Origin of the sequence: Bradyrhizobium sp. AZCC 1578 (assembly GCF_036924675.1) — a bacterium.
Lineage (GTDB): Bacteria > Pseudomonadota > Alphaproteobacteria > Rhizobiales > Xanthobacteraceae > Bradyrhizobium.
Genome location: NZ_JAZHRZ010000001.1, coordinates 2,563,198 through 2,576,611 on the forward strand (window position 1 = coordinate 2,563,198; position 13,414 = coordinate 2,576,611).

12 protein-coding genes are annotated in these 13,414 nt (G+C 63.2%); 4 read left to right on the plus strand and 8 right to left on the minus strand.

Annotated elements, in window-relative coordinates; translation table 11 throughout:
* Positions 1–1,459 precede the first annotated feature (1,459 nt).
* On the minus strand, positions 1,460–2,035 hold the full coding sequence (locus V1290_RS12370) for a hypothetical protein (protein ID WP_334364656.1): 576 nt from the start codon (positions 2,033–2,035) through the stop codon (positions 1,460–1,462).
* A gap of 1,923 nt (positions 2,036–3,958) precedes the next feature.
* Positions 3,959–4,642, minus strand: a complete 684-nt coding sequence (locus V1290_RS12375) for a TetR/AcrR family transcriptional regulator (RefSeq protein ID WP_334364657.1) — start codon at positions 4,640–4,642, stop codon at positions 3,959–3,961.
* Positions 4,643–4,756: 114 nt separating this feature from the next.
* On the opposite strand from V1290_RS12375, the gene V1290_RS12380 reads away from it, so the two are divergent.
* The 4 genes from V1290_RS12380 to V1290_RS12395 all read left to right on the plus strand — a co-directional run bounded on the left by V1290_RS12380 (position 4,757) and on the right by V1290_RS12395 (position 7,593).
* Complete coding sequence (locus V1290_RS12380) at positions 4,757–5,650, plus strand: NAD(P)/FAD-dependent oxidoreductase (RefSeq protein ID WP_334364658.1); 894 nt, start codon at positions 4,757–4,759, stop codon at positions 5,648–5,650.
* Positions 5,651–5,671: 21 nt separating this feature from the next.
* Positions 5,672–6,145: a methyltransferase family protein gene (locus V1290_RS12385; protein WP_334364659.1), complete on the plus strand. Its 474-nt coding sequence runs from the start codon at positions 5,672–5,674 to the stop codon at positions 6,143–6,145.
* Positions 6,146–6,297: 152 nt separating this feature from the next.
* Entirely contained in the window at positions 6,298–7,161 is an 864-nt protein-coding gene (locus V1290_RS12390; RefSeq protein WP_334364660.1) for a class I SAM-dependent methyltransferase, read from the plus strand.
* A 150-nt stretch (positions 7,162–7,311) separates the two neighbouring features.
* Positions 7,312–7,593, plus strand: coding sequence for a DUF7660 family protein (locus V1290_RS12395; protein ID WP_334364661.1), 282 nt, complete (start codon positions 7,312–7,314; stop codon positions 7,591–7,593).
* Positions 7,594–8,027: 434 nt separating this feature from the next.
* Here the strand turns inward: V1290_RS12395 and V1290_RS12400 are convergent, their stop codons facing one another.
* From V1290_RS12400 to V1290_RS12425, 6 genes are all read right to left on the minus strand, one after another.
* A complete protein-coding gene (locus tag V1290_RS12400) occupies positions 8,028–8,789 on the minus strand; it encodes an SDR family NAD(P)-dependent oxidoreductase (RefSeq protein WP_442893672.1) in 762 nt (253 codons plus the stop codon).
* Between the two features lie 130 nt (positions 8,790–8,919).
* Complete coding sequence (locus V1290_RS12405) at positions 8,920–9,834, minus strand: MBL fold metallo-hydrolase (RefSeq protein WP_334364663.1); 915 nt, start codon at positions 9,832–9,834, stop codon at positions 8,920–8,922.
* Between the two features lie 109 nt (positions 9,835–9,943).
* A complete protein-coding gene (locus V1290_RS12410) occupies positions 9,944–11,149 on the minus strand; it encodes an NAD(P)/FAD-dependent oxidoreductase (protein ID WP_334364664.1) in 1,206 nt (401 codons plus the stop codon).
* A gap of 56 nt (positions 11,150–11,205) precedes the next feature.
* Positions 11,206–12,036 (minus strand): alpha/beta fold hydrolase, encoded by an 831-nt coding sequence (locus V1290_RS12415; protein WP_334364665.1) that lies wholly within the window; start codon positions 12,034–12,036, stop codon positions 11,206–11,208.
* Between the two features lie 4 nt (positions 12,037–12,040).
* Positions 12,041–12,280, minus strand: coding sequence for a hypothetical protein (locus V1290_RS12420; RefSeq protein ID WP_334364666.1), 240 nt, complete (start codon positions 12,278–12,280; stop codon positions 12,041–12,043).
* A gap of 16 nt (positions 12,281–12,296) precedes the next feature.
* Positions 12,297–13,250 carry a helix-turn-helix transcriptional regulator gene (locus V1290_RS12425; protein WP_334364667.1) on the minus strand — a complete coding sequence of 318 codons (954 nt, stop codon included), beginning with the start codon at positions 13,248–13,250 and terminating at the stop codon, positions 12,297–12,299.
* Positions 13,251–13,414 lie beyond the last annotated feature (164 nt).

Genomic DNA, 13,414 nt, shown 5'->3' on the forward strand with positions numbered 1-13,414 from the left:
CCTTCGAAGGACGATTGTGAAGCTCCTCACCCATACGAGGGCGCGGAGAGCCAAGTGGTGTCGCATGGAAGGACGGCAACGTCGATTGCTGAGGAGCTCGATCCGCGTGACTCAGTGCTGGGCTGCTCGGTGGACAAGTTCCGGCAGGAGCATGCATCGGCGGCGCATCGCCTCAACACGCAGGCGATGCTGATGTTGGCGGATCAGGCTGCGGAGATCGCCCGGTTTGCGCCAGGAGAACGAACTGACGCGCATGGAGCGCGACGTGTTAGAAACCGATCGGGATCGTTGCGGGATCGGACATGAGCTTCCGCTCCATCTAATAAGTTGCCTCCCCCTATCCTTGGTAAAAAAGAGTTCTCGACCGCTCCACTACCGCCGTCTAGCTCATTGGTCATCGCAAGCACGGCCCCTGCGACTAATCCCCCTCCGATCTGCGCCGCACTGACCGAGCCGGTTCATCAACGCGAGAACGTCCTTCTTTGGCAGGCGGGGCCTTCGTCGGAGCGCTTGGGTGACATCGAGACGGTTGGGTGGGCTTGGTCATGCTCGCCAGCTTGCGTTGACGCGGCCGACCTACCTGGCCGCTGCCGCCCAGTCGGCGGGCGCTCTGCCCTCACTATCCGTTTGCGGCGCGCCTGGACGGGCGGTGGACGGCGCGGTTGCTCGTCGATCTCCGCATTCCCGGCTTTCGCGCGTTTTCGCCATACCGTCGATGACAGGGTACCGACGCTGAATGGCTTCTCGCCCGGGCCGGTGACCCCGACCGCGGTCAACACACGGATCGTGTCCCGCCAGCCCGTGCCCCGCTGTTCGGCGGCATCGAACAAATGTCCGGCAATCAGCCGAGCCAGCTTCTTCCGTCCTCCGCCCGCTTTCAGCCCAGCTTCGAGCTGCTTGTTGTCAGCCAGGTGGTCCTCTCAAGCCTTCCTTGTGAGGATAAGTGCACAACTCGCCTTATGCAAATCTATGCAAAAGTCTCGCATTGTAGTGCATAACTATACGTTGAAATTGGGAGCTTCCGCACGCATGGCGACAATTTTGAGCCGCGCCAATTTGGATCCGCCGACGCGTCGGACGCGGAAGCGGAATTTGCCTGGACGGAATCGGCTTGCTGGCGCAGGCAGCCGACCAATCCCCGACCCAACCGCCAGCGCCGCCCTCGGTACGGGGTTTGCAGTGCAGCCGGCTGGCATTCGTCTTCACGACCTGCAGCCGGTCAGCACGGCCAGTCCACGCCCGCCCGCGGTGTCAAAATCCCGGTGTGCGGCGGCTGCGGACGCAACAAGCGTTGAATTGGCGCCCGCACGGGCACTCACCGGGCGTTCGCGCTAGTCATAAAAACGGCTGGCGAAAGCCACGCATCAATCGCACCGGATAGGGATTCCGGTGATCGGTGCGGCGATCTCGGCGTTGCTCATTGGGAGCTGGGCGTCGGGCATTAAATAATCTCTCGCGATCACCGGCGGCGGGATGATGCTTTCACGCGGGCGCGTTTGTTGCCGCGCTTCAGCCCGCCACGCGCCACGCTTTCCGCCGGAATGATCTCGATCAGCTCGCCTTCGTCGGTCCGAAGGTGTGTCTTGCCCATCAGCTTCATCGCGTGCGCAAATAGCGCCCCCAGGGCTTGGCCTTCCTCGCGATCCCAGATTTTCCAAAAAAGCTCGCGCTCGGACTGCGACTTGGACTTAGCGGCTGTTATAAACGACATCAGGACCGTGCTTCGTTGGATCGCGATGCTCGCCGCCTTGATGTCTTCCAGGCCGGCATTGTCTTCATAGGCCCTATCGTTCAACTCCCCGGCCATCCGCGCCAGGTCCTCGGCCTCATCAAAACACTTCTCCCAATCGCGGTCGGTGCCGCTGCTGTATAGCCGGTACCTCTGGCGCGACAGCTCCAAGTCGTGCCCCTCATCGCGTGCCGGCGGCAGGATTCTCTGCTCGACGAGTTGACGGATTCTTCTGTCCGTCAGGCCGAGATCTTTGGCCAGTTCGATTTGAGGGACGAAAACTGGTTCGGAGGATGTCGTAGTCATCGTGATGCTCGTGTGAGGTCAAACCGGAAGCGGAAATGCTGATTTTCCGAATTTTTTATATGGTCGGTATGGGCCGCCCGTGGGCCCGTGCCGTGCAGGCTTGGCGAAAGGTACCTTGTTGATTTTTCCGCGGATTCGCCTCTCCCCGCCCTTGCCCTGCCTCGTGGTGCGTCCGATCGATCCCGGTTGCGAGAACAGCGGCCCGCGGCTGCGCGCGCATGGGCGGCGATTGTAGGAGGCCGACCACCCGTTGATACGGAAGGCGCTGGTGCGGCCTGCCTGATGCGCTATGCCTGACTCTCGGGGGGTGGCCACATCAACGCTGCCCCTAGGCATGCAGCTATTGGCGCTGGCCTTTGTTTTGGGGTCCGGACAGTTGTCGGTATCGTTGACTTTCTGGATATCGATCATCCTGGTCTCGCGTCTCTCTCTGCTTCAGCCATAGCCCGCCTTTCCGCTTGTCCTCCCTCCCGCTCCGGAAGGCACGTCGGGGCAGCGGAGCCCAGACTTGAGAACACCAACTTCCCGTTCGGTTTAGCCACGCTGCCCTTTACGGGGGCCAGCCATTCTCCCTTCCCAATGTCTGGGATCGCGGGGTTCTGCCGGATTTAACCGGCGGCGTGGTTGTCGCTTCGGCATGGCAGCCTAGGCGCGGTCGGAAAGTCCAGGTTGAGGAGTCACCTTCCGGCATCAAAATGAGGCGATGCCGAATTCCCGGAGAAAAATCCCGCCGAACGTGTCGCCCCGATATGCTCGCCCCGGGGCCAGACTATTTGATCTTGGTGATCAAAAACCTGCCGGTGAAAGGCGCCGGCACCGTGCTGTCGTTTATCGGCGGCCGAGCGGCCGGCGACGGGGAAAGTCAGGATCAAAACCCGTCGCTGGCGACGGTTGACCGGAACGGTTGTGTTGAGGCGGGACCACCGAGCGCCACAACATGGCGCCACGGCCGACCGAACGCGTGATTGTTCGGTCAGTGCTGTGGCGCTGACGAATCTTCTCCTTTGTTGAGCCGGAGCTTCTGCTGGGGTGTCAGCGACCCCTTCCATGCGATCCAAGCGGCCTTGGCGGCCTTCCCAAGCCTGTCTCGAGGGAAGCGGATGTTGGCGAATTGCGTGGGCTTACGCTTGTCCGCACGCTCCCATTTCATGCCCGGTCCGCTCATCGCAGCACCGCGCTTGTCAGAAGCGATACGTTAGCGTATCTTGTCGAAGCTGCAGCATCCCAGACGAACGAATAGCGCCCTGCCGTTCCCGCGGCGGGGCGTCGTCTTTTGTCGGGAGGATCATCCGCCGCCCAGGCGGCTTCAGCACGAGAGCAGAATGGCCCCGGCGCATCGTCGACTAGGCCGACTTGGAATAGACCATCGTCGCGTTGGACGATCGGACAGCGATCAAGTGAGACAAGAGAGTGGGACAAACATCGGGAAACATCGGCGCGATCCGATGTCTCACCCCTTGCTAACTGTTTGTTTCCTCTTGAACGAGGCGGGCCTGCCGGGCCCACCACCAGCAAATCAATGGCTATGCGGACACTTTGAAAACGACTCGATTTCCGCTTTAAGAACGACTCGATTTCGTTTTGAAAACGACTCGATCTCAGATCTCCCTGAAACGCCTGTCAAATTTCTCCTCGATTTTTTCGCCGAATTTGCGACCCGAAAGAAGTGAGGGGGTCTTTTCTCGTCGAGGGCTGTCCGCTGCATCTCCAAGGAAGATGGGTGCCGCCGATTGACCGGACGCCCCTTTTCTTCCCAACTGACAAGAGCGGGTGGGCGCGCGGGAATCATCGTGCGGACTGGTATCGCAACCGATAGTTCAACAAGCGTATTTTTCCGCGATCTTGTCGCCAATCGAAAGCTCTTCAGCCTCCATGATTTTCAAACCGGTCTCGGTTATTTTGACAACATCGGTCACGCACGATTCAAATTTTGTTTTTTGACCTTGGGGCAGGCAAATATCCGCCCGCGTGGTCGTTGCCACGGTGCGCGGCGATGAACATGGCGACGGCCGACCGGCAATAGGATTCGATTTCGTTGTCGTCCTCTGCTCTCGCCTCATCGAAGCGTGCGATAATCAGGAGATCGGATCCTTTGAAAAGCGCGGCAAACAAGCGGGCGGACCGGAGAGGATCGGGCACGTTCAGAAGCGCCTTCGCGTGCAACTGACGCAACAGGGCCTCGATTTGGGCGATGACATGGGCGGGGCCGGCTTCGTAATGGAGCTTGCTTAACGAGTTTTGATTCGTCTTGTCGGCCATTACCATGGCTTCGACACTGCGGACGTCTGATCTCAACAGCGTGCGAAGCAGTGATGATCCCACCGCCATGAGCTGATCTTCGACCGAACCGTCGACGCCTTCAAGAAGGGCCTGTGGTGCAAACAACTGATGGCAGCCGGCCGCGATGGCCGCGCTGAACAGCGCCTCCTTGTTCTCGAAGTGCCGATAGATGCTGAGCTTGGATATCTTCGCCCGCTGGGCGACCTTGTCCAATGTCGTCGCTTGAAAACCCAATTCCACAAAGAGTTCGCGCGCGGCGTCGACAATCGTTTGGCCAAGCGCCTGGTTGGCGGGCCGGCCGCGCCGGCCCTGGCTATTTTCGGTCACGACAATTCCAGTACTTGACAGTATCCTAATTCTTGAATTACGATACCATCTAGTCTCTGAAATGTGCAAGCCAATGGGTAGGTTTCACCTGTCCTCCAAACGGAGCCCATCACCATGGATGACGTCATCATCATCGGCGGCAGCTTTGCCGGTCTCGCCGGCGCTCTGCAGCTCGGCCGTGCCCGCCGCAAGGTCACCGTTCTCGATACCGGCCTGCCGCGCAACCGCTTCGCTGGCCACTCGCATGGCCTGCTCGGCCACGATCACAAGCCGCCGCTGGACATCCTGGCCGAGGCGCGGCAGCAGCTGGCGCGTTATCCCACGATCAGGCTGGTCAGTGCCCGGGCCGAAAGTGTCTCCGGCGCCATCGACGATTTCTCGGTCCTCACTGGCGATGGCGAAAGCCTTGGGGCGCGGCGCCTGATCCTGAGCTATGGCGTCGCCGACCAGATGCCTGATATTCCGGGCTTTGCCGAAAGCTGGGGCACGTCCATCGTGCCCTGCCCCTATTGCGACGGTTTTGAAGTCGCCGGCCAGCATTGGGGCCTCGTCTGGTCCGGCCCGCAGTCGCACAATCAGGTCAGGCTGTTCCACGATTGGACCGACAAGCTGACGCTCTTCGCCGATGGTCACGACATTCCACCCGATATCCGGGCCGATCTGGCGCGCCGCAACATACCTGTCGTCGATGGCCGGATCACCGAGATCGCCCATCACGGGGGCCATAACGCCACCATCAAGCTCGATACCGGCCGCAATGTCGCGGTCGACATCCTGTTCGCCAATCCGCGCAACAAGCCGTCCGCAAGTCTGCATGAATCACTGGGCCTCGCCACGGTCGATACGCCCGTCGGCATCGCCCTCAAGGTCGACGAGCGCCGCCAAACCAGCATGCCCGGCATCTACGCCGCCGGCGACCTCACCACGCCCTTCTTGCCCTCGGTCACCCAGGCATCATCGCAGGGCGCGATGGCGGGTATCTTCGCCCAGCAGTCGATGGTGGTTTGAGAGCACAGATTGGAGATGAGCATGGCCGTCGAACCGGACAGCGCGGGTGTGCGCTTCCCTCCGCCCTTCGTCTATCTGGGAGCGCTGCTGTTGGGGCTGGCGGCGGAGCGGTTCGTCACCCTGCGCTCTTTCGGCATCGACTGGCGGTTGCTGGTCGCGACGGGCGCGCTGCTGTTCGTTGCCGGCGCGGCGATGATGCTTGCGGCGGCGGGGCTGTTCCGGCGGCTGGGCACCAACGTTCCGCCGTCGCAGTCAACGACCCTCATCGCAACGACCGGCCCTTATCGGTGGACCCGCAATCCCATGTATCTCGGCATGGCGCTTATCTATGCCGGCCTTGCGATCGGCTTCGACGGGCCGATCGCCTTCGCCTTGCTCCCGTTGGTGCTGATCGCGATCCAGACGCAGGTGATCGCCCGCGAGGAGCGCTATCTCGAAGCGAAGTTCGGCGACGACTACCGCCGCTACAAGGCCGAGGTTCGCCGCTGGCTCTGACTATTCCGCCGCTGCCGCCTGCGGGGCCTTCTGATGCACCGGCTTCCTTGCCGCGAGCTATCACCGGGTAGCTGGAGGCGGGATCGCTGGAGACGATGCTCGCTTTGGCATCGGATAGCTTGGTTAAGAACGAACCAGAACAAGGATATGTCATGGCACAGCACAATGCCGATAGGGTCGCCGACTGGAATGGCCAAAGCGGGGAGCGCTGGGTCGCCCACCAGGCCCGGCTCGACGCCAGGCTGGCGGTGTTCGGCCAGGCCGCGATCGAAGCCGCCGCGCCCGCGGCGGGCGAGCGCGTGCTGGACGTCGGCTGCGGCGCGGGCGCGTCGAGTCTGGCTCTGGCCGCCCGCGTCGGCGCGCGGGGCCAAGTGCTGGGCGTGGACATATCCGAACCGCTGATCGGCCGAGCGCGCGCGCTTGCGCCACAGGATACACCGGTCCTGTTCCGGGTGGCCGACGCCAGCAGCGCCGAGCTGCCCGAGGGGGCGTTCGACATCCTGTTCTCGCGTTTCGGGGTGATGTTCTTCGCCGATCCGACAGGGGCGTTCGCCCATATGCGCCGCGCGCTCCAGCCCGGCGGGCGGGTCGCTTTCGTCTGCTGGCGTGGCGCGGCCGAGAACGATTGGGTGCGCCTGCCGATGGGCGCGATCAAAGGCATCGTCCCGCCGACGGCGCCGCCCGATCCCGAAGCGCCCGGCCCATTCTCGTTCGGCGACCGGGCGCGGGTGGCTCGCATCCTGACGGCGGCCGGCTTCACCGATATCGCTATCGCGCCCTTCGATGCTTCCGTCCCGTTTGGCGAGGGCGCGACGCGGGACGCGGCGATCGACGACGCGGTGCAGATGACGTTCGAGGTTGGCCCGCTGTCGCGCGCGCTCGCTGATCAGCCCGACGACATCCGCGCCCGCGCCTCGGCCGCGGTTCGTGCCGCCTTCGCGGGCCGCCCCGGCGAGCGGTCGGTGATGATCGACAGCGCGACGTGGATCGTCACGGCGCGCAATCCCGCAAGCTGATAGCGATTAGCAGGGGAGACGCCCCGCTCGGTGGAGCGGGGCGTCTTTGGCCGGTCAGCGGGACCAGATGAGGGCGTATTCGCCGGCGGTCTCGGTCTCGGAGAGTAGAGAGTTAGTTAGTTGGCCAATCGGTCAGGGTACGCAGAAGAGATGGGTGCTGACATGAGTCACCGGCTTATCGATGCCGCTCCCTCGAATGCGTCCGAGCTCTCCGCTTATGTGGAGAGTCTCCGCGAGCACTTGCTGGCGCATCCGGAGGAATGGGAGCAGGTTGCGCTGGACCAATATCTCGAAGCTTTCGCAGCTGTGCTGCGAGACCATCAAGGGCCGAGCCCCCTTGGCCAAAGCCGCCTCCTGGACGGGCATGAGCGGGAAAGCATGCCTTACGCCGTCCTTGCTCGACTGCTGCATGCGGCCAGCATCTACGAGTAGCCCTGACGCGCCTTCGGTTGACCCTGGCGAGCCGGAGCGAATTCGATCGAGCGATCGCCGGCAACATCGTGCGAATACGGCTTTCAACTTCGTCCTGAACCAGGACTATCAGCGACTGAGCCCAAGCTGCCGGACCGAGCGCCCGCCGACACAAAAAACGGGGCGAATTCCGCAGCGTCTCGAACGACTTGCAGGATCGAGTCGTTTTCAAAACGAAAGCACCGCTGATCGAGTCGTTCTTAAGGTCAAGATCGAGTCGTTTTCAAAATGCAGGAATCAGCAAACTCAAGCACTTAGCCGAGTCGTTTTCAAAGTGTCCCCACAATCAGTGGTTTGCTGAGTCTGGTTTCGCATGCGCGGGGAAAGACCAGGAAGCCTTCCCGGGCGAGGTACGGGCGCTATCTAGGTCGGGACCGCAGTTGGCAGCGCGGAAACTAAGCCAGTCCCAAGCCGCCATCGACGGCGAGAACCTGGCCCGTCAGCCATTGCGAGGCGGGGCCCGCAAGCTGGATGATCCATTCCGCGATGTCGTCGGGAACGCCGCGCCGACCGAGCGGAATCCGTGCGCGCTCGTCTTCCTTGACGGCTTCTGCCTGTTCCGCAGATAGTCCCATCATCCCGGTCAAGGCACCGGATTCCGTGGGCCCGGCCGCGACCGCATTCACCCTTATTCCGAGCGGCGCGAGTTCGAGCGCCCAGCAGCGGGTCAGGTGCTCCAGCGCCGCCTTGCTGGCGGCGTAGTGGGATAGTCCCGCCGCCGGCCGGTGACCGAAGGTCGAGGAGACGTTGATGATGGTGCCCTGCGTCGCCTTCAGGTGAGGAAGGGCGGCGCGGGCCAGCAGGCTCGGACCGAGCACATTGACGGAAAAGATGTCTATGATCCGATCGGCTGTCGCATCCGATAACGGAAGGATGGCGCCCGCGCCGGCGTTGTTGACGAGCGCATCCACTCGGCCCCAGTTGTCGACCGCCGTGGCGATGGTCCGCTTGGCGTCTTCAGCAGAGGCGGTATTCGCAACGATGCCCGCGATATTCTTGTGCTCCGCCACCGTTTGCTCGACGGGGCCGGCGCGGCGGCCGGTGATGAGGACCTTGTCGCCCTGGTTGGCGAAACGGAGCGCGGCCGCCCGACCGATGCCGGAGCTGCCGCCCGTTATGATCATGACTCTTTCGTTCTGCATGTTCGTTCGACTCATCTGTAAAGTTCGAAGTTGGTCAAAGCGGGCATAAACGACCGCTTCGGTTTCAGCGGCTCAGTGGTTGCGAGGTATTGAACCAGGGCGCGAATTCATACGCGCCCTGGTTCGGCCTTAACCCAACGAGCGGTCAGTAGTCCCAGAAGACCGGTACGAAACGGAAGGCGTCGCCGTCGGCCGCCACCCGGCCGATGGACGGAAACGGCAGGTGAGTGGCCACCAGCATCTCGCCGCTCTTAGCCAGCTCCCGCAAAAGACGGACCCGAACGCGCGCTGCCTCTTCGGGGTCGTGTTCGAAACCGTTGTGCCAGTCGGGCTGCTCGAACCCGACAGTAAACACTGCGTCGCCGGCGAACGTCAGCCCGTCGCCGCCGGACGCCACGCGGACCACGCTGTGCCCGGGGGTGTGACCGCCGGTGCGACGGGCGATCACGCCCGGCGCAATCTCGTGCTCCTCATCGAACGTCCGCAGGTTGCTCCCGTACTCGCTCACGAACCGCTTGGCGGCCGACCGAAGCGCATCCGGGAAACCCTGCGGCATGGAGGTGTGGGAGAAATCGGGCGACTCCCAGAACTTGACCTCGGCGGCCGCCACGTGGATCCGCAGGTCTTTACGCAGTCGCTCCTTCACCCCCTCGACGAGCAGCCCGCCAATGTGGTCCATGTGCATGTGGGTCAGCACCAGGTCGGTCACGGACCCAAGATCGATGCCGGCGGCCTCCAGTCGCTTGATCAACTGGCCGGCCCGCGGCAAGTTCAAGTCCGGATCGGACCCTAGTCCAGCGTCAATGAGGATGGTCTTGCCGCCGCTACGCACCACGACCACATTCAGCGCCCAGTCGAACGCGTCCTGCGGCAGGTTGTCTTTCAGCCAGGCCGCGCGGTCGGCTGGGTCGGCGTTGTGTCCCAACATTTGGGTTGGGAGCGGCAGCACGCCATCGCTGACCACCAGCACGTCAATGTCGCCAACCTTCAGCGCGTAGCGCGACGGAACGAGCTCTTCGGGTCCCGATGTAACGGGGTATGAGGTGTTATGCAGGTTCATGTTCGTCTCCTGTTTCATGGTAAAGGCGCCTGGTTGGTCTTGGTTCTGGCTGGTCTTGGTTGAGCAGGCCGCGCAGCCAGGGGAGCGCGGCCGCCATCGCTTGGGGCGTCTAGAGGTTGGTCACGCGCTCCGGATCGGCCGACGCGAGCGCCGCGGCGCGCTCGGCGCGGGGCGGGTAGATCCAGACAGTATTGATCTCCTGCTTGGTCTTCTTGGCGACGTCGCCGACCATCTCGACCTTGCGCTCCCAGCCGCGCGTGAACAGAGCGCCGGCTTCGCCGAGGTCGAGGCAGGTGACGTAGGCCTTCTGGTGATACGGCCTGGTCGGAACGCCCAGGAGTTCGGCGACGGCATTGTTGCCGGCAAAGGCGCCCATCCGCGTGGCGTGCTGGCACGACATCAGCGCGTAGTTGCCTTCGTCGTCGCATGCGGCACGCGCGGCATCGCCGGTGGCGAAGACGCCGGCGACACCCGGCACGCGCAGATCGCGATCCACCAGCAGCCGGCCGAAATTGTCGCGCGCGGTGGGAATCTGCACCGTCAACGGCGCGGCGCGAATGCCGGCCGCCCAGACCACTGTCTCGGTTTCGATGTGTTCGCCGGTCGATAGGGTGACGCCGGATTTGTCGAGCGAGGCGACGCCGGCCCCGAGCCGGGTCTCTACGCCGAGCTTGCGCAACGCTTCCTCGATCACTGGGCGAGGGCCTTCGCCCATGTCGGGAGCGATCGCACTGTTGCGGTCGACGATGATCACGCGCGTCTTGGCGTCCTTGCCAAGGATTTCGCGCAAGCGCGCGGGCAGCTCGGTTGCTGCCTCGATGCCGGTGAAGCCGCCGCCGGCGACGACGACCGTATCGCGCCCGTTGATGGCCGGCCGGTCGGCCAGGCTGTGTAGATGCTTGTCGAGCGCGATTGCGTCATCGAGCGAGTCAACACTGAAGCCGTGCTCGGCAAGGCCCGGAATGTTGGGGCGGAACAGGCGGCTGCCGGTGGCCACCACGAGACGGTCGTAGGACAGAGTCTTTCGCGGGCCCTTTGGAGTCGTGATCTGCACCGTTCGAGCATCGGTGTTGATCGTCTCGGCGCTGCCCTGGATGTAGTCGACGTCGATCGCCTTGAGGACGTCAAGCAGCGGCGCGGTCAGGGTTTCCGGCTTCGGCTCATAGAGCCGCGGGCGGACCACCAGCGTCGGCTCCGGTGCGATCAGTGCGATTTCGAGATCGTCAGGCGAAACGCCCTGAATGTCGCGCAGCCGGGCGGAGGAAAGGGCGGCGTACATGCCGGCGAAGCCGGCGCCGATGATGACTAGTCGCATGTGATCTACTCCTGTGGTTTTGAGTTACTCTGATGCAAAGACGAAATGCGAAGACGCTAGGTCGCGATGAACGTAAGCAGTTCGGTGTTGACGAGGTCGGCATGGGTCGTGCACAGGCCGTGCGGCAGCTTCTCGTGGATTTTGAGCGTGCTATTCTTAAGCAGTTTCGCCGACAGGGGCGCGGAGTCGGCGACGGGGACGATCTGATCGTCTCCACCATGCATGACGAGCGTAGGCACCACGATGCTCTTCAGGTCCTCGCTGAAATCCGTCTCCGAGAATGCCTTGATGCCGTCGTAGTGCGCCTTGGCGCTGCCCATCATGCCCTGGCGCCACCAGTTCCAGACAACCGCCGGTGACGGCTTGGCGTCCGGGCGGTTGTAGCCGTAGAAAGGACCGCTCGCGAAATCGAGATAGAACTGTGTCCTGTTCGCAGCGAGCTGCTGGCGCAGGCCGTCGAACACTTCGATTGGCAAGCCGCCGGGATTGGCCTCCGTCTTTAGCATCAGCGGCGGCACGGCGCCGATCAGGACCAGCTTGGCCACGCGGCCGCTGCCATGCCGCGCGACGTAGCGCGTGGCCTCGCCGCCGCCGGTGGAATGGCCGACATGAATGGCGTTGCGCAGATCGAGGTGCTCGACGACCGCCGCGGCATCGGCGGCATAGTGGTCCATGTCGTGGCCGTCGCTCACCTGGCTCGAGCGACCGTGGCCGCGGCGATCATGGGCGATGACACGATAACCCTTGCCGGTGAAGAAGAGCATCTGCGTCTCCCAGTCGTCGGAGCTTAGCGGCCAGCCGTGGTGAAAGACGATGGGCTGGGCGGATTTCGGTCCCCAGTCCTTGTAGAAGATCTGTACGCCATCCTTGGTGGTGACGGAGGTCATGGGATCAGTCCTTTGAGCGGGGAATGTCGAAGAGTCTTTTTCCTTGCCGGTCGCCGAAGAGGAGCGGACGGTGAGCGAAGTCGCGTAAATGAGCGCGCTTGCGAGCACTTTCCGGCGCGAAGTAGTTGCAAGCTGGCTGATGGATTTGTTCCTGACCATTTTCTTGTCTTCCCTGGTGTTGGCGAATGCTCCGTGATGTCTTAGCGAACCAGTCCGGCGGCTGCGCCAGCGCGATTGCTGTCATCGCAGAGCGATTGCTGTTACCGAAAGCGTCGTCGCCAATCGCTCGGGGTTTCTCCGGTCAGCCGCCTGAACGCCGCGGCGAAGGCGGTCTGGGAGGCATAACCAAGCGCTGCGGCGACCGACACGACCGACGCGTCGGTGTCGCGCAGCATGTTCATGGCCTGCTCGAGTCGGTGCTGGCGCAGCCAGGCATGCGGTGAGAGCCCGGTGCTTTCCTTGAAGGCACGGCAGAAGTGGAAGCGCGACAGGCCGGCGTCCGCAGCCAGCGTCGCGAGCGAGACATCCGCATCGCTATCCGAGCGCAGGCGTTCGATGGCACGGAGCAGTGCCATCGGCGCAAGGCCGCCCACGACCGGCGGGGACACGATCGGCGAGCCGGCGTGCGCCGCCAGTAGACGGTTGGCCAAAAGATCCGTCAGTTGCTGTCTGAACAGGGCATCCAACGCCGCACTGCCCTCAAGCGCATCCGCCGCACTCATGAGCAATCGGGATGTAATGAGGTCGGTGTGCCCCGTTCTTTCCAGGAGATCGCCGGGAGCAGCCAGGTCGGCTTCGCCGGCAACACGTTCGAGCGTTCTGTGCGGAAGGTAGAGCTGAACGACATGCATGGGCTTGTGAATGTCCCACCGGGAGGTCGAACCGGCCGGAATGATCGTCACACCCCCGGGACGCGCCGTTGCAATCGCGGCTGATCTCCCGGTGCGCCGCTCCAGGCGCTGCGAGCCGGCGGGGTAAGTCATGATGACGTGATCAGCCATGGGCTCGACGACGTCGTGCACGGGCTCATGTTTCCAATAGGCGATTGCGCCGCTGGACGGGTCGGAGGCCATGCGAAGGGGCGCGGTCCTGAGCACGCGCGCCATCTCCACATCGGCAGGGCGCCGGTCGGCATCGGGCGACTGGTGTTGGCGCGCCTCAGACGCCGCCGACGGATCCTCATGCGAGGAATCGCGCAAGATCGGCTTGCTCATGGTTTTGTGCTCGTGTTAGGGGGCCGGGTACGGTATGACGAGCAAGCTCCCGCTAGTCGTCATGATCCGGATGGTCAGGTTCTTTTCGTCGCTATCCACGACGAAACGGCAAGCAGACGCGCGGGCCCTGTCTTGCTCGCGATGCGCCGGGCGTCGTGAGTATC

Excerpts from the sequence above, each read along its gene's own strand:
- V1290_RS12405 (WP_334364663.1), bottom strand. The coding sequence starts at position 9,834 with ATGAACCTGCATAACACCTCATACCCCGTTACATCGGGACCCGAAGAG.
- V1290_RS12400 (WP_442893672.1), bottom strand. The coding sequence starts at position 8,789 with ATGAGTCGAACGAACATGCAGAACGAAAGAGTCATGATCATAACGGGC.
- V1290_RS12415 (WP_334364665.1), bottom strand. The coding sequence starts at position 12,036 with ATGACCTCCGTCACCACCAAGGATGGCGTACAGATCTTCTACAAGGAC.
- V1290_RS12385 (WP_334364659.1), top strand. The coding sequence starts at position 5,672 with ATGGCCGTCGAACCGGACAGCGCGGGTGTGCGCTTCCCTCCGCCCTTC.
- V1290_RS12395 (WP_334364661.1), top strand. The coding sequence starts at position 7,312 with ATGGGTGCTGACATGAGTCACCGGCTTATCGATGCCGCTCCCTCGAAT.
- V1290_RS12425 (WP_334364667.1), bottom strand. The coding sequence starts at position 13,250 with ATGAGCAAGCCGATCTTGCGCGATTCCTCGCATGAGGATCCGTCGGCG.
- V1290_RS12420 (WP_334364666.1), bottom strand. The coding sequence starts at position 12,280 with ATGACAGCAATCGCGCTGGCGCAGCCGCCGGACTGGTTCGCTAAGACA.
- V1290_RS12390 (WP_334364660.1), top strand. The coding sequence starts at position 6,298 with ATGGCACAGCACAATGCCGATAGGGTCGCCGACTGGAATGGCCAAAGC.
- V1290_RS12370 (WP_334364656.1), bottom strand. The coding sequence starts at position 2,035 with ATGACTACGACATCCTCCGAACCAGTTTTCGTCCCTCAAATCGAACTG.
- V1290_RS12410 (WP_334364664.1), bottom strand. The coding sequence starts at position 11,149 with ATGCGACTAGTCATCATCGGCGCCGGCTTCGCCGGCATGTACGCCGCC.
- V1290_RS12380 (WP_334364658.1), top strand. The coding sequence starts at position 4,757 with ATGGATGACGTCATCATCATCGGCGGCAGCTTTGCCGGTCTCGCCGGC.